We start from the raw sequence: 22,228 nt of genomic DNA, 5'->3' as shown, positions 1-22,228 counted from the left end.
AAAATTAGAATAATTTTTAATTCTCTATTTTTCTTATTCGATATAATTTTCTTTAATTTTAAAAGAAAAAGAAAATCATGACTTGGGATCCTAAAAAATATAATGAGTTTAAAGAAGAACGTTCTAAACCTTTTGACGATCTAACAAGTCATATTATTGATAAACCCAATCTAAAGGTTATAGATCTCGGATGCGGAACGGGTGAACTTACCCAAAAACTGCATCAAAAACTAACCAATCCGTTTGTTCTTGGCATTGACAATTCTGCCGAAATGTTGGCAAAAGCTCCAGTGCAAGAAAATCTTGAATTTAAAGAAAAAACGATTTTAGAACAAATCGACGACGAAACCAAATGGGATTTGATCTTTTCAAATGCGGCCTTACAATGGATTGATAATCATAATGAACTTTTTCCGAAAATTATCTCGCGAATAAATCCAGGCGGACAATTGGCAGTTCAGATGCCACAGCAAAATGAAAACATCTTGAATAAAATACTTTTACAGCTTGTTCAAGAAGAACCTTTTGCTACGTATCTCAAACATTGGACACGCCCTTCTCCAATATTGACTTTAGATGATTACGCTAAAATTCTATTCGAAAATGGCGGTACCGATTTGGTTCTCTACGAGAAAGTTTATCCCTTAATTTCTAGTCAAAAGGACGATTTTTTTGACTTTATTTCTGGTTCGGCATTAACTGTTTATCAAGAAAGATTAAAGGAGCAGGAATTTGCAGCATTAACAGCTGAATTCAAAAAAAGAATAGATGCCTATTTCCCTGTCGTTCCATCTATTTACGCATTTAAAAGACTGATTATTTACGCTAAATTTTAATCATACAATCTAATCAAATTCATTACCAATCTTTAACAAAAACGAGATTTACTGTTTTTTGCGTAGCGTATTTTTTATTGCTTTTTTATCTTCAAAATTGAAGTTAAAGCTCTTTTCTTTTACTTCAAAAACTGCTAAAATCTTGTCTTAAAAAGCAAAACATACTAATAACCAAATAATTAAACAAAACTAAACAAAATAGAAATATTTTTGTTTCAGGATGGCTTTTTATATAAAAATCATAAGATAAATTTTATTATATTTGAGAGAATCATTTTAATAGCATTTATAAACAACAAAATATCTTAACAAGTGTTTAATGTTTACAAAGATCAATTTCCCCGTTTTTCTTTGATTAAATATGCAAAAAACACGAAAAGGAAACTTTTTTATCAACCTACTAATTTTAAGATTATGTCTAAACTGCAAGCTTTAAAAAACTTTCGTTTTCCAAATGTTTTTATCCTTATTTTAATCGTTTTTATTTCCTGTGCATTATTAATCTGCATCAATTTTTTCACGATTAAAATCTTATCTGCCAACAGAGCATATGTCAACGGAGAATCGCATTATTCAAAAGGACAAAAAGACGCATCGAGACATTTGATTACTTATTTATTTACCAAAAACCCGATGCAATGGAAATTGTATCTTGAAGAATTAAAAGTGCCTCAAGGAGATGGCATTGCAAGAATTACACTTTTGAAAGCTGGAGATAATAAGATTGCAAGAAAGGGATTTCTGATTGGAAGAAATAACGAAGATGACCTTGATGACATCATCTGGTTATTTGACAACTTTAAAGACGTAAGTTTTTTATCTAAAGCGATCAAAGAATGGGGAAAAGGAGATAAATTAATTTTTGACTTATTTGTTATTGGACAACAGATCAATGCCAAAATAGAACGCAATTTATTAAGCCCAGAAGATGAAAAAAAATATTTAAACGAAATTAGTGCAATAAGTGACCAATTAACCATTAATCAGCGTAATTTCTCAAATACACTTGGCGAGGGAACTCGAAAAATAAAAGATCTACTCATTATTACAAACATCTTTTTCATTCTGATTATAATCTGCAGTGTTTGTTTGTATTATTCGATAATGGTCAAAAGGTTATTGATTTCAAAAAAAGAAACAGAAGTAAAAAATGAAAATCTTATTATAGTAAATCGCGAATTAGACCGATTTGTCTACAGCGCCTCACATGACTTGAGATCTCCCATTACTTCATTAAAAGGCCTTATTGAAATAACTGCATTGGAAGATGATGTAGAACAAGTTCGAGATTATTTACAAATGATGCATCAAAGTCTTGCCAGACAAGATCAGTTTATTAGTGATATTATTGATTATTCTAAAAATAAAAGAAAAGAAGTAATAATGGAACCGGTAAGCCTGAAAGAATTGTGTAACGAAGCTATCCTGCAATTAATGCATATTGAAAATGCTAACAGGATTAAATTCACACAAGAACACTTAGTAGACCAAATTGAAAGTGATGGTCTTCGTTTGAAAATCATTATCAACAACTTGCTTTCAAATGCTATAAAATATGCAGATTGCAGCAAGCAAGAAATGTTTATAACCATAAGAACTTATTTTAGCGAAGGCTTAAATAAAATTGAAGTATCCGATAATGGAATCGGAATTCATGACGATCATAAAGCTAATATTTTTGACATGTATTTTGGAACAAACAAAAACAAAGGTTCTGGTTTAGGTTTGTATATCGTAAAAGAAGCAGTTGAAAATATTAAAGGAGATATTTCCGTTTTTTCTGAAAACAGAGTTGGAAGTAAATTTATAGTAACAATACCAAATTCATATGCCGTATAGATCTCAATTTGTAATTATAGAAGACAATCTGATTGATCAATTTGTCACTAAAAAACTACTTAAAAAAGGACTCGACATTAATCCTGTTTATATAGCCAATAATGGAAAAGAAGGAATGAACTGGTTACTAAAAAATCAGAACCAAAATCCATTAATTATTCTTTTAGACATTCAGATGCCTATTATGGATGGTTTTGAATTTTTGAAAGAATTTGACCAGCTGCCAGAAGATATAAAACAAAATATTGAAATTTTTGTTCTTTCTTCGACTTTAGATAGCGATGAAATCAAGAAAGTAAAAGAAAACAAGTATGTCTCTGATTTCTGGAATAAACCTTTTAGATTAGAGATATTGAAAAGTGTATTTCTCGAAGCTTAATTCAAAACACGATTTACTTGAGAAAAAGCTCTTGTGTAATATGGTTCTTTTGTTGAAGAAATCATCACGCCGCCGTGAGTAGATGAATGCACAAATTTAATTTCACCATCAACATTTTCAACAACCATACCCACGTGATTTATATGACGTCTACCATTGGTTCTAAAGAAAATTAAATCACCTTTTTGCGCTTCGTCTGAAGCTACTTTTGTTCCTATTCGAGATTGCTCTATTGAACTTCTAGGAAGTTTAATATCAAAATTGCCAAAAGTACAAAACATTAATCCTGAACAGTCAAAACCTGCTTTTGTTGTTCCGCCTGACCTATATCTCGTGCCTATATTCTCTGTTGCACTTGCGATAAGCTGATCAATTAATACAGAATAATTCCCCGTTCTTACAAGAGTAGAATCTCTTTTTATTTCCTGAGTTGCTTCTGCTATTTGACTAGAAGAAACATCAGTTTGAACGTTGGTATCTTGCGATGTTTTTGCAGCTTGGATTGCATCTGCTTTTTCTTTTGGAACACGAATTTTCAGCAAATATCCAACAGGGACTTTTCCTTTAATTGAAGGATTCTGGCGTTCTAACTCTGCAACTGTAATATCATATTCTTTAGAGATGCCATATTTTGTTTCTTTCGACTTCACTTCCCTAATAAGCTCTACATCTGTCGACACTACCTCAGCATTAGTTTCGATTGGTTTTTCATTTACTAAAGCTACATCCGAAGGAATAATAATCTGCTGTCCAATTTTCAGCCCTTCTGTTTCCAAAAGTGGATTTGCTTTCTTTAAATCATCAACAGAGACATTATATTTTTTAGAAATTCCCCAAAGTGTTTCTTTGGAAGCTACTTCATGAGTGCCAGAAGCATTAGAAGAGTTATTATTTACTGCAACTTCGATATTTTTAGTCTTTACTTTTGCAGTGGTTTTATTTTTATTCGGGATTAAAAGGGTTGAATTTAGTTTTAATATTTTAGGAGCATTTGGGTTTGCGTCTGCGATGTCTTTTACTTTTACTCCATATTTTTTAGCAATAACAGAAAGGTTATCTCCTGGTGAAATTTTGTGCTTAATAAAATTATCCTGCGCCAAAGCTCCTACACTGAAAAAAAACAATACTATTATTAACCTGTAAACCATACTCCCTATTTAAAAGTTTTTACCCTTTTTTTAATGTTATACCATAATCTGAACTCAAAAAAGACAAATATATTGCCTAAAAAGCGAATTTAACTTTTTAATGTAAAAAAACCTGTGTTTTTAACAATTATTTTACCTCGAATTAACAGTCTCTGCATAAAAATTAATCCAACTTTTTGAAAGGCAGTTTTTTACAAAACATATATTTTTTTATTAAATTTAACCTAATAAAAAACCTAGATATTTTGAAAAATCTATTCTATCTCATCATTTTCTTTCCTTTTATTACAAATGCGCAAATTATAAAGGGAACGGTACTCTCTAAAAAAAACAAAACAGCTTTAGAAGACACTAACATTACTAGCATATCAGGAAATTTTGGAACTTTAACGAATAGCAATGGCGAATTTACCTTAAAATTGCCCTCTAATTTCAAAGATCAAGATAGTTTACAATTTTCGCATATTGGATTTATTACCACAAAAATCGCTTTAACCGATTTAAAAAAAACAGACTTCAAAATTTTTCTTAAAGAAACTATAGAAAATTTAGAAGGCTTAGTTATTACTAAAAATCACAAATTAAGATTAAAATCTAAACTGAACACAACCAAATTAGCTCCTTTACAATATAGAATTACCTCTTTTGGATCAATTTTACAAGACAGTAAAATCTATATTATAGGCGGAGATGCAAGCTATAAAACAGATCCTTGGGAAAAAGTCAAACGAGAACGGCCGGATTTTACTTTAAAAGATTACCTCAGAGAAATTCGTAATAATCCAAATTATTTCTCTTATAAAGAAAAATTACTGGTATACGACATACAAAATAATTCTTGGGAAGAATCAAATCTAAAATTCAAAAAAAGAGCCTATCATAATCTTAATTATTACGACGGTAAAATTTATATTTTAGGAGGAAAAAAAATTTCTGACAATGGAATTTTTGAATACCTTCAAAATGAGATTGAGGTATTTGACACTAAAAAGCAAAGTATTACAATTGATAAAACAAATCCACATCAAGCATCTAATGCTGCTTCATTTACTTACAATGACAATATAATTGTAATTGGAGGTTCAATAAAAATGAATGATAAAGACAAGAAGACATTTACAAATAAAGTACATCTATACAACATCACTTCTGGCTATTGGTATGAGCTTGCAAGTATGCCTGTTGCCAAAGAAACTTCGGGCGTTCTAATAGGTGATAAAATTTATTTAATTGGAGGAAACAACGACACCCCTTTATCTCAAATTGAAACCTTTGATCTAAAAACTGAAAAATGGCAGACTGAAGGAGAATTATTTACAGGATTAGAAAAACCAGCTGTAACCTTTCATGAAAATATAATTTATTTTTTTGAAAACAATCAAGTATATCTTTATGATATTAAAACAAAACAATTAAAGGAATATCTGGTTGATATTAAATTAAAAGGTTCTAGCATGCACTATTACAACAACAAATTATACATACTTGGCGGAACTCTTCAAGACGACTTCTCAAACACTCCTTCACAAAACATTTACAGCATTGACATAGAAGAATTTGACAAAACACAACTCAATCACATCAAAGTTTTATCATCTGGCTTGAGCTTATTTACCGCAAACTAGTAAACCAAATTAATTATAATAAAAAATGCCCTGTAAAAACAGGGCATTTTAAAATATATAAATCTAAAAATTAAGCTTTTCCAGCCGCAATTAAGTTTAATGCAGAACCTGCAACAAACCATCCAATTTGCCCTTCATTATACGTATGGTTAGCCAAAATAATATCTTTGGTACCATCTGCATGAACAAATTCTAATGTCAATGGTTTTCCTGGAGCAAATTCTGTTAAATCTAAGAAGTTAATAGTATCATCCTCTTGGATTTTATCATAATCAGCTTCATTTGCAAATGTCAAACCTAAAAGACCTTGCTTTTTAAGGTTTGTTTCGTGGATACGAGCGAAAGATTTTACCAATACTGCTTTGACACCTAAGAAACGAGGTTCCATCGCAGCATGCTCACGAGAAGAACCTTCTCCGTAGTTATGATCTCCAACTACGATAGACGGAACTCCAGCAGCTTTATACGCACGAGCAACCGCAGGAACAGCATCATATTGACCTGTCAATTGATTTTTAACTGAGTTTGTTTTTTGATTATAAGCATTTACCGCACCAATTAGCATATTATTAGAAATATTATCTAAATGTCCGCGGAAGCGCAACCATGGTCCAGCCATAGAAATATGATCTGTTGTACATTTACCGAATGCTTTGATCAACAATTTAGCACCAGTAATATTTTTACCATCCCAAGCATCAAACGGAGCTAATAGTTGCAATCGCTCAGATGTTGGATTGACCACAACTTGCACATTTGAACCATCTGCTGCTGGAGCCTGAAATCCTGGATCTTCGGCGTAGAACCCCTTAGAAGGAAGCTCGTCTCCTGTTGGAGCATCAAGCATAACTTCTTCGCCATCTTCGTTGATTAATGTATCTGTCAATGGATTAAAGCCCAAATCACCAGCAATCGCCATCGCTGTTACCAACTCTGGAGAACCTACAAAAGCTAACGTATTTGGATTACCATCTGCACGCTTTGAGAAGTTACGATTGAAAGAGTGAACAATTGTATTTCTTTCTTCTTTTTCTGCCCCTTCTCTATCCCACATACCAATACATGGTCCGCAGGCATTAGCAAAAACAGTTGCCCCAATTTTATGGAACGTATCAATAAATCCGTCTCTTTCAATAGTCGAACGAACTACTTCAGAACCTGGAGTAATAGTAAACTCGGCTTTTGTCTTTAAGTTTTTATCTGCAACCTGTCTTGCCAAAGAAGCTGCACGCGAAATATCTTCGTAAGAAGAGTTGGTACAAGACCCTATTAAACCAACTTGAATTTGTAATGGCCAGTTATTTTTGATTGCTTCTTCTTTCATTTTAGAAATTGGAGTAGCCAAATCTGGCGTAAAAGGTCCATTTAAGTGTGGCTCTAATTTAGACAAATCAATTTCGATAACCTGATCGAAATATTTTTCAGGGTTTGCGTAAACTTCTGGATCTCCTGTTAAATATGGAGCAATTTTATCTGCTGCATCGGCAACATCGGCTCTATTTGTAGAACGCAGGTAACGCCCCATAGAAGCATCATATCCAAAAGTAGAAGTTGTAGCTCCAATTTCGGCTCCCATATTACAAATAGTCCCTTTACCTGTACAAGACATAGAAGTTGCACCTTCTCCAAAATACTCGACAATAGCACCAGTTCCTCCTTTTACAGTCAAAATACCAGCCACCTTAAGAATAACGTCTTTTGGCGCGGTCCATCCTGATAATTTCCCTGTTAATTTAACTCCGATAAGTTTAGGAAATTTAAGTTCCCAAGCCATTCCAGACATAACATCTACAGCATCTGCTCCGCCAACACCAATAGCCACCATTCCTAAACCACCTGCATTTACAGTATGAGAATCGGTACCAATCATCATTCCGCCAGGGAAAGCATAATTTTCAAGTACCACTTGGTGAATAATTCCAGCTCCTGGCTTCCAAAAACCTATTCCGTATTTATTAGAAACAGAAGATAAGAAATCAAAAACCTCATTACTTTGTGTTTTTGCTCTAGCCAAATCGGTTGCAGCATCTACTTTTGCCTGAATCAAGTGATCACAGTGAACCGTTGTTGGTACTGCCACTTTAGATTTTCCTGCATGCATAAACTGCAATAATGCCATTTGTGCCGTTGCATCTTGACACGCAACACGATCTGGTGCGAAATCAACATAATCAACTCCTCTGCCAAACGCCTTTGTCGGATTTCCATCCCAAAGGTGGTTGTATAAAATTTTCTCTGTCAAAGTAAGTGGACGTCCAACAATCTCTCGTGCTTTATCAACACGATTTGGCATGTTTTCGTACACTTTTTTAATCATTTCGATATCAAAAGCCATAAGTTCTATATTATTTTTTGTTTTTTTATTTTATTTTGAACATGACAAGTTACAAAAAATAGGAGAGTTAAAAAAGAAAAAGCCCGAGTTTATCGCTCGGGCTTTTGATATATTAATAATCGTAAGATTACATTACTAACGATTTATTAGAAGGTGCAAACTTAGTCAAGTTAATACCTTCAACCGCAGTTGTATATTCTGCTAAAGTTGGAGTTCTTCCTAAAATTGTAGACAAAACTACAACTGGTGTAGAAGAAAGCAATGATTCTCCTTTTTTACCTTCTTTGTCTTCTACAACTCTACCTTGGAAAAGACGAGTTGAAGTTGCCATTACCGTATCTCCTTTAGCTGCTTTTTCTTGGTTACCCATACAAAGGTTACATCCTGGACGCTCTAAATACAACATGTTTTCGTATTCTGTACGCGCAGCACCTTTTGGAGCATTATCGTCGAATTCGAAACCTGAATATCTTTGTAGAACTTCCCAGTCACCTTCGGCTTTTAATTCATCAACAATGTTGTAAGTTGGAGGAGCAACTACAAGAGGAGCGTTGAATTCCACTTTTCCTGTTTGTGCCTCTACGTTTTTCAACATTTGAGCAAGGATTTTCATATCTCCTTTGTGAACCATACAAGAACCAATAAATCCAAGATCTACTTTTTTCTCTCCACCGTAAAAAGATAATGGTCTAATTGTATCGTGAGTATAACGTTTAGAAACATCAGCATTATTTACGTCTGGATCGGCGATCATTGGCTCAGCAATTTGATCAAGATCAACTACAACTTCAGCATAATATTTAGCATTTGCATCTGGAGTTAAAGCTGGTTTTTCAGCCGATTTAATCTCAGCAATTCTCTTATCAGCTTTGTTGATCAATCCTTGAAGAACGTGTTTATCGTTGTCCATACCTTTGTCGATCATGATTTGGATTCTGCCTTTAGCAATTTCCAATGATTCGATTAAAGTATCATCTTCAGAAATACAGATAGAAGCTTTAGCTTTCATCTCTGCAGTCCAGTCTGTAAATGTAAAGGCTTGGTCAGCAGTTAATGTTCCAATGTGAACCTCAATGATTCTTCCTTGGAATACATTTTCTCCTCCAAATTGGTGAAGCATTTGAGCTTGAGTAGCATGAACAACATCACGGAAGTCCATATACCCTTTCATATCTCCTTTGAAAGTAACTTTAACAGATTCTGGAATTGGCATTGAAGCTTCTCCAGTAGCCAATGCAAGAGCAACAGTTCCTGAGTCAGCACCAAAAGCAACACCTTTTGACATTCTTGTATGAGAGTCACCACCAATAATGATTGCCCACTCGTCAATAGTAATATCGTTAAGCACTTTATGGATAACGTCAGTCATTGCATGATAAACGCCTTTTGGGTCACGAGCCGTGATCAAACCAAAATCGTTCATAAATTTCATCAATTTAGGAATATTAGCTTGTGCTTTTTTATCCCAAACCGAAGCAGTATGACAACCTGATTGGTAAGCACCGTCAACGATTGGCGAAATCACAGTAGCCGCCATAGATTCTAATTCCTGAGCAGTCATTAAACCCGTAGTATCTTGAGACCCTACAATGTTAACTTCTACACGAACATCAGAACCAGCGTGCAATACTTTACCTGGAGCAATACCAACAGCATTTTTGTTGAAGATTTTTTCTACTGCTGTAAGACCTTGTCCTTCGTGAGAAACCTCTTTTGAAGGAGCATATACTAACGGAGCTTCAACGTCTAAAACTTTAGCAGCTAATGTCTGAAGTTTTTTACCAAATACGATAGCATAAGAACCACCCGCTTTGATAAACTCCATTTTTTGAGGAGTAAATGCTTTAGAAATGTCGATCAATTCCTGATCTCCATTATAAAGTTTTTTCTCTTTAATATTGATAGTCAAAACAGTTCCTGTAGCAACAGAATACGTTTGCTCCAGAATTGGTTCGTCATTTTCGTTACGAATAACATTTCCTTCTGCATCAACTTTTTTAACCCAGTTTTTAAGGTCTAAACCAATACCACCAGTAACGTCAACAGTTGTTAGGAAAATTGGAGAAATTCCGTTTGTTCCACCAACAATTGGAGCGATGTTTACGAATGGAATATAAGGGCTTGACTGCTTTCCTGTCCAAAGTGCCACGTTATTAACACCTGACATTCTTGAAGAACCCACACCCATTGTTCCTTTTTCAGCGATCAACATTACGCTTTTATCTGGATGCTGTGCTTGTAACGCTTTAATTTCTTGTTGCGCTTGAGGAGTAATCATGCACTGACCATGAAGTTCACGATCTGAACGAGAGTGCGCTTGATTACCCGGAGAAAGTAAATCTGTTGAAATATCACCTTCACCAGCAATAAAAGTAACCACTTTAATTTCGTCTGCTACTTCTGGAAGTTTTGTAAAAAACTCAGCTTGAGCATAACTTTCAAGGATTTCTTTTGCAATTTCATTATCATTTTTGAATGCCTCTACCAAACGATCTGTATCTGCTTCGTAAAGGAAAACTTGTGTTTTTAGTACTTTCGCTGCTTCTTTTGCAATTGCAGCGTCATTACCTAAAGCTAAATCAAGTAATACTTCGATAGATGGTCCACCTTTCATGTGTGAAAGCAACTCAAAAGCAAAAGCTGGAGTAATTTCTTTTACTATTGATTGACCTAAAATAATTTCTTTTAAAAACTTAGCTTTTTCACCTGCTGCACTTGTCGTACCTGGTAAAGTATTGTAAATAAAAAACTTAAGAGAGTCTTCGCGATATGCGTTATCAACATCTTTAATTTGAGAAATGATTTCGCTTAATAATTCAGCTCCATCAATTGGTTTTGGGTGCAACCCTTGATTTTTTCTTTCTTCAATTTCTTGAAGGTAATCCTGATAAATATTCATAATAAAAGCGGATTTATTTTTTTGAGGCAAATTTAAGCATTAAAGACGATAATTAAAAAAAATTTAATAGAACTAGCCTTTTGAAAAATTATTATTGCTAAAAAACGATTTTCACTGCTTGTTTTTACCAAAAACTCAATTTTATATTAAAATAATGAATTATTAACATTTAAAAATCCTTTCTTTAACAAAGTCGAAATTTGATGTTATAAAGGAAGTGAGATTTTACCTCTATTTTCACAAAGAATCTTTCTAAATAAGCAATTATAACGTTATAGTTGAGATTTAAAACGTCATCTTGAAAAGCTTTTTCGAGTTTCTAAAAACAAAAAATCCTGACAATAAATTGTCAGGATTACTATAAATGCAAATTTTAGATTTTACATTAGTTTTTTAATAATTATCTCTTCTGTTATACCTTCAGCATCTGCTTTATAATTCTTTATAATTCTATGACGAAGAATTCCTGTTGCTACTGCCTGTACATCTTCAATATCTGGCGAGAACTTTCCATTAAAAGCTGCGTGTGCTTTTGCAGCAAGAATTAAATTTTGCGAAGCCCTTGGTCCTGCCCCCCAATCTAAATAGTTTTTTACAAAATCATTAGTCAAACTATTATCTGGACGAGTTTTACTTACCAAAGTCACTGCATATTCAATAACGTTATCTGCAACTGGGATTCTACGAATCAGGTGCTGAAAATCGATAATTTCCTGAGCATTAAATAACGGATTAATTTCTGTTTTAACATCAGAAGTTGTTCGTTTAACGACCTGAACTTCTTCTTCAAAAGTTGGATATTCTAATTTGATAGCAAACATAAAGCGGTCTAACTGCGCTTCTGGCAAAGGATAAGTTCCTTCCTGCTCAATAGGGTTTTGAGTTGCCAAAACAAAATAAGGCAAATCTAATTTATGATGTTGTCCTGCAATCGTAACCGATCTTTCCTGCATAGCTTCAAGCAGAGCAGCTTGTGTTTTTGGAGGTGTTCTGTTTATCTCGTCAGCCAAAATAATATTAGAGAAAATTGGACCTTTAATGAACTTAAAATTCCTATTCTCATCCAAAATTTCGCTTCCTAAAATATCCGAAGGCATTAAATCTGGCGTAAACTGAATTCTCTTAAAATCTAGACCTAAAGCCTGAGACAGAGTATTTATCATTAAGGTTTTTGCCAAACCAGGAACTCCAATTAAAAGTGCGTGTCCCCCAGAAAATATACAAAGTAAAATTTGATCTACAACGGCATCTTGCCCTACAATGATTTTCGCTATTTCTTTTTTTAATTCGTTTCTTTTTTGAACTAAATTGTGAATTGCTGCTACGTCAGACATTTATGAATGTATTTAAAATTAAAAAGAGTTAATTCTATGAAATCATAAAACTAACTCTTTTTATTTATTTATTAAAACTTATTTTTTCAGCCAGTTGTTCGCAAAAGAACAATCTTTATATTCTCCAATGATCTTGATGTAAGTATCTTTAATTTTAGTATCAAACCATTTTGCAATTGCATTAATCTGTTTTTCTTTTAATGCCAATTCTTTAATCTTAGTATAATCCTTAGCATAATCAGCAGTATGCTCATCAATTCTGTTTGTAACCGTAATTAACTTATACGTTTTTTTACCTTTATCATCTGTATTTAAAAGTGGCTGAGAAACTTCATCTCCTTTTAAATTTGAAACTTGGCTATATAAAGTCGGATCCATTTTAGTCAACTCAAAACGAGTATCTTGTGTTGTTGGATTCACCAATGTCCCACCGTTTGTTCTAGTTTCCTTTTCGTCAGATTCTGTTCTTGCTGCTTCAGCAAAAGTCACTTCTTTATTAATGATTTTATTTCTAATATTGGTAATTCTTTCTTTTGCTTCTTTTAGAGCCGCTTCTGACACGGTTGGAGAAATCAAGATATGACGAAGCTCAACTTCCTGTCCTTTAATTTTTTCCACCATGATAATATGGTATCCAAAAGTCGTTTCAAATGGCTCCGAAATTTCTCCCGCCTGTAAACTAAACGCGACATCTTTAAATTCTTTGACAAAAGGAGTTCTTCTTGTCATTTTGTAGTATCCCCCATTTGGAGAAGATCCTGGATCTTGAGAATATAAAACTGCCTTTGTAGCAAAACTAGATCCCTCAAGAACATCTTTTCTTATCGCATTTAATCTATCGATAACTTTCTGTTTGTCTTCTTTAGAAATTTTAGGCTCTACCACAATTTGTGCTACCTCCATTTCGGCACCAAACGTTGGCAATTCATCTTTTGGAATTTTCTTGAAGAAATTTCGAACTTCCTCTGGAGTGATCTCAACATCTTTAATAATCTTATCTCTCATCTCTGAAGCTAGCTTTTGCTCCTTCAAGATATCTGCAAAATAAGTTTTAAATTCTTCTACAGAACTTTTTTTATAGTATTCAACTACTTTATTGATATCACCAACTTGCTGTGTCATATAGTTTAGACGCTCGTCCATCATACTTCTAACTTCAGCATCACTCACAATAATACTATCTTGAATAGCTTGGTGAGCATATAATTTGTCTTCTAAAAGTTTACCAAGCATCTGGCATCTTGTAATATCTTTTATAGATCCGCCTTGAGCAGTAATTTCTAAAAATCCTTTATCGATATCGGAATCTAAAACAATATAATCTCCTACTGTCGCAATAATTCCATCGATTTTCAATTTTCCGCCAGAAGGAGCTTCAACTGGTTTTTGAGCTACAACATCAGGAATAATTTCTTGCGCTGTGATAATTGGAGTAAAAAAAAGAAAAAAACAAATTGTTAGTGCAAACTTGAAATCAATTGTTTTTAGCTGTAATTTTTTTAATAACATTATTTTAATTTTTATTTGAATGTAAGCCTGTTTTAGATAATCCCTCTGAAATTATGTATGTTCAACTTAAACATAAATAATTAAAGTATAGTTCTTTCGTAACTTATAACGAACAAAAATAACAATTCAATTACATAATCCAACTATCCGATATACTATTAACAAAAAATTATAGGATAGTTCTTTACACTTAAAGAAAATGAGCCATTTTCATTTTCTTAATTTAATGAAAGACAAATTTTTAGGTTGGTTTCATTTTTCAAATTTAAGCGCTAAATAAACTCTTAATTATTAGCACTCTAAAAAAAAGTTCTCAACACTACAACGTTTTTGCAACAAACATTCTTCTCGCAAAATAAAGTTATATCAAAAAAAAAATACTTTAGATAGGTAATTAATAATTTACAGTAAAAAAAACAATAACATCCATCTTTTTAGACCTAAATTTCATCAATTACAAAACTTACTATTTAACTAAACTAATTATGGGATTCGAATGTAAACGTTCTAAATGATTGGGTTAACTAAGTCAACAGTTCAGTATTTGGCTTTGCTTGTTACTACAAAATGAATGATCCTATTATCAGAAATAATTTGGAAATTAAGACGTTTAGCAAGAAAGATGGATTCAGACCAACTTGGCAAATACTCAAATTAAAGATTTCACCTGAAACCCAACTTGGTACTCGACAACTCAAGCCGATAAATGCGTAAAAATACAATGTCCCTCAAAAGGATGTTCAATTTGGTCAATTAATCAGTAATTTTAAAAATGACTATTTAAGACTGTTGAAAAACAGCCTTATTTTTTTCTAAAAAGCTACCTAATGATAAAGACTTCCCAAATTTAAGAAGTGAATATTTTTATAAAGCCGTATTTAATAGTACTTTTGCAACCTATTTATACGAAATATGAGCTTTTTAAAAGAAATACAACGCAGAAGAACATTTGGAATTATCTCGCATCCCGATGCTGGTAAAACTACATTAACGGAAAAATTACTGTTATTTGGAGGTGCTATTCAGGAAGCTGGAGCGGTAAAAAATAATAAAATTAAAAAAGGAGCAACGAGTGACTTTATGGAAATCGAACGCCAAAGAGGTATCTCGGTTTCTACTTCTGTACTTGCTTTTAATTATAAAGATAAAAAAATCAATATCCTGGATACTCCTGGACACAAGGATTTTGCCGAAGATACTTTTAGAACTTTAACTGCTGTTGATAGTGTAATTGTTGTAATTGACGTTGCAAAAGGGGTTGAGGAACAAACTGAAAAATTGGTTGCAGTTTGTAGAATGCGTAACATTCCGATGATTGTTTTCATCAATAAATTAGATCGTGAAGGTAAGGATGCTTTCGATCTAATGGATGAAGTAGAACAAAAATTAGGTTTAAAAGTAACGCCTCTAAGTTTCCCTATCGGAATGGGTTATGATTTCCAAGGAATTTACAATCTTTGGGAAGAAAACATTAACCTTTTTAGCGGAGACAGCCGTAAAAACATTGAAGAAACAATTGCGTTTTCTGATGTACAGAACAATCCGGAATTAGATAAAATTGTTGGTGAAAAAGCAGCTAATAAACTTCGTGAAGAGTTAGAATTGATTGATGAGGTTTATCCAAAATTTGAACGTCAAGATTATTTAGATGGAAAAATTCAGCCCGTATTCTTTGGTTCTGCTTTGAATAATTTTGGTGTTCGTGAGTTGTTAGATTGTTTCATTACAATTGCACCATCTCCACGACCAAAAGATTCTGAAACTCGTACAGTTGAACCTACTGAAGAGAAGATGACTGGATTTGTTTTCAAAATCCACGCTAATATGGATCCAAAACACCGTGACCGTTTAGCATTTATCAAAATCGTTTCTGGAACTTTCGAAAGAAACAAACCATATTACCACGTTCGTCAAAAGAAAAATTTAAAATTCTCAAGTCCTAATGCCTTTTTCGCTGAGAAAAAAGAAATCGTTGATATTTCTTACCCAGGTGATATTGTAGGTTTGCACGATACAGGAAACTTTAAAATTGGAGATACTTTAACTGAAGGCGAAATCATGAGCTTTAAAGGTATTCCTAGTTTCTCTCCAGAGCACTTTAGATACATCAATAATGCTGATCCAATGAAAGCGAAACAATTGGAAAAAGGAGTTGACCAGTTAATGGATGAAGGAGTCGCTCAGTTGTTTACTTTAGAAATGAACAACCGTAAAGTTATCGGAACTGTTGGTGCACTTCAGTATGAGGTAATTCAATACCGTTTGGAGCACGAATATGGTGCAAAATGTACATACGAAAACTTCCCTGTACATAAAGCTTGCTGGGTAAAACCTGATGATGCTAAAAATGAAGAATTCAAAGAATTTAAACGTATCAAGCAAAAATTCTTGGCTCACGATAAATACGGACAATTGGTTTTCTTAGCTGATTCTGATTTTACTATTCAGATGACACAAAGCAAATATCCAACTGTCAAATTGTATTTTACATCTGAGTTTGATTAAATAAACTTTCTTTAGATAAAAAAACAAAAGGGCTGTCAAATTCTATTTAGACAGCCTTTTTCATTTACATCCCCCAATGTAAATTTGAATATTACTCCGTATAATTAATTCCTAATCCGCCGGCAATATATATTCTGTTAAGTTCTTCTGAACCAACAATTATATTTTTCATTAAAACATTATTTTTAATTGATTTCACATCAAAGGATATCTCTTTTGAAAGGTAATAATCATTAGCCGTGATTGTAACCATTAACGTTTTACTATTCTTTAGAACCTTGGATTCTATAGAAAACTCTCCTGTTTTATAATTTACTTTTGCAGGATTTTGAGAACCACTAAAAGCAATCATTAAATTAGAATAAGTTTCTCTATCAAAAGGTTTATTGCTTTTTGCCTCTAATAATTTTCCTTTAATTATTATTGAAACTTCTTCATTTTGAGTTTGACTGTAAGCTACTTTACCTACTTTATATGCATTTGGTTTCGAACAGCTAATTTCTGTTTTAATAGGTTCTTTTTCTTGTGCTGCAAGATTTGATGCCAACAAAACAGATGCAGCAATTGTCGCATACTTTAAAGTATTGATTTTAGAAGTTTCATTATAAACAAATTCCTCTTCCAACTGCTTCGTTTTTAATCGTGCGCAGATATTTTTATCCTTATTTTCATTAATAAACTTAGCTACTTCTGAATTTGTCTTTTTACTCAAATCGATAACATTCTTCATACATGAATTACAGAATGAACCCTGTGAGTTTGGAATCATTTTATCAAAATTTTCAGAACAAGGAGTTGCAATTTCTAAGGTGAATTTCTTTTTCATACTCTATTATATATAAGTTAAAAACTTTCGAGAAGCTTATTATTTATATAGAGTATTGATTTTATAAAAAGGTTGGGATAACAAAAAAAAAAAATTAATGCTCATTATAAAGACCTCATTTTTAAACATAAAAAAAGCGTTAATATTTAAATTAGCGCTTTTTTATAATTTGAATTAATCAACCTTATTAAGTCATTATATTTCAAAATTTAATCTTTTTTAGGTTATAGCAAGTTAAATAAATACTTTCTTGAAAAGAAAATTACCCGACTAAAGTAAATTAAATCCGATAAAATACTCTTTTTCCCATAAGCCATAAAAAAAGCCCCTTAAAAAAGGGGCTTTTAAAAATTTATGCTTGTCCAGTTGGACCAAAATTAAGCGGAATTGGTGCTTGTTCCGTTTCTTTGATTTCGCCATGAGCTGCCTCAAATCTATGGATATTTTCACCTATTGCTTTTAATAATCTTTTAGCATGTTGTGGTGTCAAGACAATTCTTGACTTTACCTTGGCTTTAGGAATACCTGGCATAATGCTTACAAAATCTAAAACAAACTCTGATGATGAGTGATTGATAATTGCAAGATTAGAATAAATTCCTTCTGCAATAGTTTCATCCAACTCAATATTAATTTGCTCTTGTTGTTGTTTCGGATTACTCATAGTTTCCTAATTAATAAATGTATTCTTCTTTATTAGCCATCATTTCATTGTAATCATCTTTAGATCCTACGATAGTGTTATCGTACTCTCTCATACCAGTTCCCGCAGGAATTCTGTGTCCAACAATTACATTTTCTTTTAATCCTTCTAGATCATCTACTTTACCAGCTACTGCAGCTTCGTTAAGTACTTTCGTTGTCTCCTGGAATGAAGCCGCAGAAATGAATGATTTAGTTTGTAACGAAGCTCTTGTAATACCTTGTAGAACTGGCGTTGCAGTTGCAGTAATTACGTCTCTTGCTACAACAAGATTTTTATCTGTACGTTTCAATAATGAATTTTCATCACGCAATTCACGAGGTGTAATGATCTGACCAGGTTTTAATACTGAAGAATCTCCAGCATCTTCTACCACTTTCATACCATATAATTTATCGTTTTGAACAATAAAATCTTTAGTATGAATTAATTGATCTTCTAAAAATAAAGTATCTCCTGGATCCTCAACTCTTACTTTACGCATCATTTGACGAATTACAACCTCAAAGTGCTTATCATTAATTTTTACCCCTTGTAAACGGTAAACCTCTTGAATTTCATTTACCAAGTACTGTTGAACAGCAGCTGGACCTTGAATTCTCAAGATATCATCTGGTGTAATAGCACCATCAGACAATGGAACTCCCGCTCTTACGAAGTCATTCTCTTGTACTAAGATTTGGCTAGAAAGTTTAACTAAATACTTTTTAATCTCACCAAATTTAGACTCAATAACGATCTCACGGTTACCTCTTTTGATTTTACCGAAAGATACAACTCCATCAATTTCAGATACAACTGCTGGGTTTGAAGGGTTACGAGCCTCAAGAAGCTCAGTAATTCTTGGTAAACCTCCCGTGATATCGCCTGCTTTAGAAGAACGACGTGGGATTTTTACTAATACTTTACCTGCTTTAATTTTCTCGCCATTTTCAACCATTAAGTGTGCACCTACTGGTAAGTTGTAAGAACGAATCAATTCACCTTCTTTACCATAAACTAATAAAGTTGGGATTAATTTTTTGTTTCTAGCCTCAGAAATTACTTTTTCCTGGAAACCAGTCTGCTCATCGATCTCAACCATGAACGATTGTCCTTGCTCTAAATCTTCGTAAGCAATCTTACCAGTAAACTCAGAAACAATTACACCGTTATATGGATCCCATTTACAGATTACAGTTCCTTTAGCTACAGTTTCTCCATCTCCAACGAAGATACTAGAACCGTAAGGAATGTTATGTGTATTTAAAACAATTCCAGTTTTCTCGTCAACTAATTTCAATTCAGTTGAACGTGAAACTACGATATCAACAGAGTTTCCTTCTCCGTCTTCTCCTTTAACTGTTTTTAAATCTTCAATTTCAAGTCTACCTGCGAATCTTGTAACAATACTAGACTCTTCAGAGATACCTCCAGCAACCCCTCCAACGTGGAACGTACGAAGTGTCAACTGTGTACCTGGCTCTCCAATAGACTGAGCTGCAATAACTCCGACAGCTTCACCTCTTTGTGTCATCTTACCTGTAGCTAAGTTTCTACCGTAACATTTAGCACAAATACCTTTTAAAGCTTCACAAGTTAATGGAGATCTAACTTCTACTTTTTCAATTGGAGAAGCTTCGATAGTTCTCATAATTGCTTCAGTAATTTGCTCTCCAGATTTAACCATTACTTCGTTAGTAAGAGGATTGATAACGTCTTGTAATGCAACACGTCCTAAAATTCTCTCTCCTAAAGATTCAACGATTTCCTCATTTTTCTTCAATGCCGCAACTTCAACACCTCTTAAAGTTCCACAATCTTCGATGTTAACAATAACATCTTGAGAAACGTCATGAAGTCTTCTTGTCAAGTAACCAGCATCGGCCGTTTTAAGAGCCGTATCCGCAAGACCTTTACGAGCACCGTGAGTAGAAATGAAGTACTCAAGGATCGAAAGACCTTCCTTAAAGTTAGAAAGAATCGGGTTTTCAATAATCTCACCACCACCAGCAGTAGATTTTTTAGGCTTAGCCATCAAACCACGCATACCAGTTAACTGACGAATCTGTTCCTTAGAACCCCTCGCCCCAGAGTCAAGCATCATATATACAGAGTTGAAACCTTGTTGGTCTTCTCTAATATTTTTCATTGCTAATTCTGTTAACTGAGCATTTGCTGAAGTCCATACGTCAATAACTTGGTTGTAACGCTCGTTATTTGTGATAAGACCCATGTTATAGTTAGTTGAGATACCTTCAACTTGCTCTCTAGCATCTGCAATTAACTTCGTTTTTTGTTCTGGGATTCTAATATCACCTAAAGAGAATGATAAACCTCCTCTAAATGCGAATTTATAACCCATATCTTTCATATTATCCAAGAAAGCTGCCGTTGTAGGTACATCAGTCACACTTAAAATGTGTCCGATAATATCTCTAAGGTTTTTCTTTGTTAATACGTCATTGATATATCCAGCTGCTTCAGGTACTACTTCGTTAAATAATACACGTCCTGCAGTTGTTTGAATAATTTTGTACACTAATTCTCCAGCGTCATTAAAATCTTTTGCTCTAATTTTCACACGAGCATTCAATTCTAATCTTCCTTCGTTTAATGCAATGTTTACTTCTTCAGCAGAATAGAAAGTCAAATCTTGACCTAAAATAATGTGATCTTCTGTAGAAATACGCTCTTTGGTCATATAGTATAGACCCAAGACCATGTCCTGAGAAGGTACAGTAATTGGAGCACCATTTGCAGGGTTCAAGATATTGTGAGAAGCCAGCATTAATAATTGCGCCTCTAAAATAGCCTCTGGTCCTAATGGTAAGTGAACCGCCATCTGGTCACCATCGAAATCGGCGTTGAATGCCGTACATACTAATGGGTGTAACTGGATCGCTTTTCCTTCAATTAATTTTGGCTGGAAAGCCTGAATACCAAGTCTGTGCAAAGTAGGAGCACGGTTCAGTAATACTGGGTGTCCTTTAATTACGTTTTCTAAAATATCCCAAACTACCGGCTCTTTTTTGTCAATGATTTTCTTCGCAGATTTTACTGTTTTAACAATACCTCTTTCAATCAATTTACGGATAACGAAAGGTTTGTATAATTCAGAAGCCATATCTTTTGGCAATCCGCACTCATATAATTTTAACTCTGGACCAACGACGATTACCGAACGAGCAGAATAATCCACACGTTTACCAAGTAAGTTTTGACGGAAACGTCCTTGCTTACCTTTTAATGAGTCAGATAATGATTTTAATGGTCTGTTAGATTCTGTTTTAACAGCAGAAGCTTTACGAGTGTTATCGAATAATGAATCTACAGATTCTTGCAACATACGTTTCTCGTTTCTTAAGATAACTTCAGGAGCTTTAATCTCCATTAATCTTTTCAAACGGTTGTTACGGATGATTACACGACGGTATAAGTCGTTCAAATCTGAAGTTGCAAAACGACCTCCATCAAGTGGCACAAGCGGACGTAATTCTGGTGGGATAACTGGAACCACTTTCATGATCATCCATTCTGGACGGTTTTCGCGGTTTTCGTTAGACTCACGGAAAGATTCAACAACTTGTAGTCTTTTTAAAGCTTCAGTTTTTCTTTGTTTTGAAGTCTCATTGTTAGCGCTGTGTCTTAATTCATAAGACAAAGCATCTAAGTCAATACGAGCTAATAAATCCATAATACACTCTGCTCCCATTTTGGCAACAAATTTATTTGGATCTAAATCATCTAAATATTGGTTTTCTTGTGGAAGAGTATCTAAAATGTTTAAGTATTCTTCTTCAGTTAAGAAATCAAGTCTTTGTAAAGATTCTCCATCTGCATTTTTAGCAATACCAGCTTGGATTACCACGTATCTTTCGTAGTAAATGATCATATCTAATTTCTTAGATGGAAGACCAAGGATATAACCAATTTTGTTTGGAAGAGAACGGAAGTACCAGATATGAGCAATTGGCACAACAAGGTTGATGTGTCCTACTCTATCACGACGTACTTTTTTCTCAGTAACTTCAACACCACAACGGTCACAGATGATACCTTTGTAACGAATTCTTTTATACTTACCACAAGCACATTCGAAATCTTTTACTGGTCCGAAGATTCTTTCGCAGAAAAGTCCGTCACGCTCTGGTTTGTGAGTTCTATAGTTAATAGTTTCTGGCTTTAAAACCTCTCCTCTCGATTCTTTCAAGATAGATTCTGGTGAAGCCAATCCAATAGAAATTTTGTTAAATCTTTTTACTGGATTCTTATCTTTATTATTGTTTCTGTTATTCATCATAGTTTTTA

13 protein-coding genes are annotated in these 22,228 nt (G+C 33.5%); 5 read left to right on the top strand and 8 right to left on the bottom strand.

What is annotated here, in order from left to right; genetic code table 11:
- Window positions 1-77: 77 nt before the first annotated feature.
- The 3 genes from OZP10_RS13895 to OZP10_RS13885 all read left to right on the top strand — a co-directional run bounded on the left by OZP10_RS13895 (window position 78) and on the right by OZP10_RS13885 (window position 3,054).
- Entirely contained in the window at window positions 78-836 is a 759-nt protein-coding gene (locus OZP10_RS13895) for a methyltransferase domain-containing protein (protein ID WP_281631399.1), read from the top strand.
- 414 nt (window positions 837-1,250) lie between these two features.
- Window positions 1,251-2,675 carry a sensor histidine kinase gene (locus OZP10_RS13890; RefSeq protein ID WP_281631398.1) on the top strand — a complete coding sequence of 475 codons (1,425 nt, stop codon included), beginning with the start codon at window positions 1,251-1,253 and terminating at the stop codon, window positions 2,673-2,675.
- The gene (locus tag OZP10_RS13885) at window positions 2,665-3,054 is read left to right on the top strand and encodes a response regulator (protein WP_177210630.1); all 390 of its coding nucleotides are present in this window, start codon (window positions 2,665-2,667) and stop codon (window positions 3,052-3,054) included. Before OZP10_RS13890 ends, OZP10_RS13885 begins: the two co-directional genes overlap by 11 nt.
- Here OZP10_RS13885 and OZP10_RS13880 read toward each other — a convergent pair.
- Complete coding sequence (locus OZP10_RS13880) at window positions 3,051-4,202, bottom strand: C40 family peptidase (protein WP_281631397.1); 1,152 nt, start codon at window positions 4,200-4,202, stop codon at window positions 3,051-3,053. The two genes, OZP10_RS13885 and OZP10_RS13880, sit on opposite strands and share 4 nt — an antisense overlap.
- 245 nt (window positions 4,203-4,447) lie before the next feature.
- Here OZP10_RS13880 and OZP10_RS13875 point away from each other — a divergent pair, with 245 nt between their 5' ends.
- Window positions 4,448-5,827, top strand: coding sequence for a Kelch repeat-containing protein (locus tag OZP10_RS13875; protein ID WP_281631396.1), 1,380 nt, complete (start codon window positions 4,448-4,450; stop codon window positions 5,825-5,827).
- Between the two features lie 70 nt (window positions 5,828-5,897).
- On the opposite strand, the gene OZP10_RS13870 is transcribed toward OZP10_RS13875, so the two are convergent.
- From OZP10_RS13870 to OZP10_RS13855, 4 genes are all read right to left on the bottom strand, one after another.
- Entirely contained in the window at window positions 5,898-8,162 is a 2,265-nt protein-coding gene (locus tag OZP10_RS13870; protein WP_177210632.1) for an aconitate hydratase, read from the bottom strand.
- Window positions 8,163-8,289: 127 nt separating this feature from the next.
- A complete protein-coding gene (locus OZP10_RS13865; RefSeq protein ID WP_281631395.1) occupies window positions 8,290-11,061 on the bottom strand; it encodes a bifunctional aconitate hydratase 2/2-methylisocitrate dehydratase in 2,772 nt (923 codons plus the stop codon).
- A 380-nt stretch (window positions 11,062-11,441) separates the two neighbouring features.
- Window positions 11,442-12,395, bottom strand: a complete 954-nt coding sequence (locus tag OZP10_RS13860; protein ID WP_281631394.1) for an AAA family ATPase — start codon at window positions 12,393-12,395, stop codon at window positions 11,442-11,444.
- A 78-nt stretch (window positions 12,396-12,473) separates the two neighbouring features.
- Window positions 12,474-13,904: a peptidylprolyl isomerase gene (locus OZP10_RS13855; RefSeq protein WP_281631393.1), complete on the bottom strand. Its 1,431-nt coding sequence runs from the start codon at window positions 13,902-13,904 to the stop codon at window positions 12,474-12,476.
- Between the two features lie 912 nt (window positions 13,905-14,816).
- On the opposite strand from OZP10_RS13855, the gene OZP10_RS13850 reads away from it, so the two are divergent.
- Window positions 14,817-16,409: a peptide chain release factor 3 gene (locus tag OZP10_RS13850; RefSeq protein ID WP_177210637.1), complete on the top strand. Its 1,593-nt coding sequence runs from the start codon at window positions 14,817-14,819 to the stop codon at window positions 16,407-16,409.
- 91 nt (window positions 16,410-16,500) lie between these two features.
- Here the strand turns inward: OZP10_RS13850 and OZP10_RS13845 are convergent, their stop codons facing one another.
- From OZP10_RS13845 to rpoC, 3 genes are all read right to left on the bottom strand, one after another.
- Window positions 16,501-17,235: a hypothetical protein gene (locus OZP10_RS13845; RefSeq protein WP_281631392.1), complete on the bottom strand. Its 735-nt coding sequence runs from the start codon at window positions 17,233-17,235 to the stop codon at window positions 16,501-16,503.
- Window positions 17,236-17,587: 352 nt separating this feature from the next.
- Window positions 17,588-17,899 (bottom strand): DUF3467 domain-containing protein, encoded by a 312-nt coding sequence (locus tag OZP10_RS13840; RefSeq protein ID WP_055094614.1) that lies wholly within the window; start codon window positions 17,897-17,899, stop codon window positions 17,588-17,590.
- Window positions 17,900-17,909: 10 nt separating this feature from the next.
- Window positions 17,910-22,220, bottom strand: coding sequence for a DNA-directed RNA polymerase subunit beta' (gene rpoC / locus OZP10_RS13835; RefSeq protein WP_177210639.1), 4,311 nt, complete (start codon window positions 22,218-22,220; stop codon window positions 17,910-17,912).
- Window positions 22,221-22,228 lie beyond the last annotated feature (8 nt).

The organism is Flavobacterium luteolum, assembly GCF_027111275.1.
Taxonomy (GTDB): domain Bacteria; phylum Bacteroidota; class Bacteroidia; order Flavobacteriales; family Flavobacteriaceae; genus Flavobacterium; species Flavobacterium luteolum.
The sequence above is the reverse complement of the archived record's forward strand: the minus strand, read 5'-3'. Positions and strand labels throughout refer to the sequence as shown.

Coding starts and splice junctions, on each gene's coding strand:
- OZP10_RS13895 (WP_281631399.1), top strand. CDS start 78: ATGACTTGGGATCCTAAAAAATATAATGAGTTTAAAGAAGAACGTTCT.
- rpoC (WP_177210639.1), bottom strand. CDS start 22,220: ATGATGAATAACAGAAACAATAATAAAGATAAGAATCCAGTAAAAAGA.
- OZP10_RS13865 (WP_281631395.1), bottom strand. CDS start 11,061: ATGAATATTTATCAGGATTACCTTCAAGAAATTGAAGAAAGAAAAAAT.
- OZP10_RS13860 (WP_281631394.1), bottom strand. CDS start 12,395: ATGTCTGACGTAGCAGCAATTCACAATTTAGTTCAAAAAAGAAACGAA.
- OZP10_RS13870 (WP_177210632.1), bottom strand. CDS start 8,162: ATGGCTTTTGATATCGAAATGATTAAAAAAGTGTACGAAAACATGCCA.
- OZP10_RS13880 (WP_281631397.1), bottom strand. CDS start 4,202: ATGGTTTACAGGTTAATAATAGTATTGTTTTTTTTCAGTGTAGGAGCT.
- OZP10_RS13840 (WP_055094614.1), bottom strand. CDS start 17,899: ATGAGTAATCCGAAACAACAACAAGAGCAAATTAATATTGAGTTGGAT.
- OZP10_RS13855 (WP_281631393.1), bottom strand. CDS start 13,904: ATGTTATTAAAAAAATTACAGCTAAAAACAATTGATTTCAAGTTTGCA.
- OZP10_RS13885 (WP_177210630.1), top strand. CDS start 2,665: ATGCCGTATAGATCTCAATTTGTAATTATAGAAGACAATCTGATTGAT.
- OZP10_RS13845 (WP_281631392.1), bottom strand. CDS start 17,235: ATGAAAAAGAAATTCACCTTAGAAATTGCAACTCCTTGTTCTGAAAAT.
- OZP10_RS13890 (WP_281631398.1), top strand. CDS start 1,251: ATGTCTAAACTGCAAGCTTTAAAAAACTTTCGTTTTCCAAATGTTTTT.
- OZP10_RS13850 (WP_177210637.1), top strand. CDS start 14,817: ATGAGCTTTTTAAAAGAAATACAACGCAGAAGAACATTTGGAATTATC.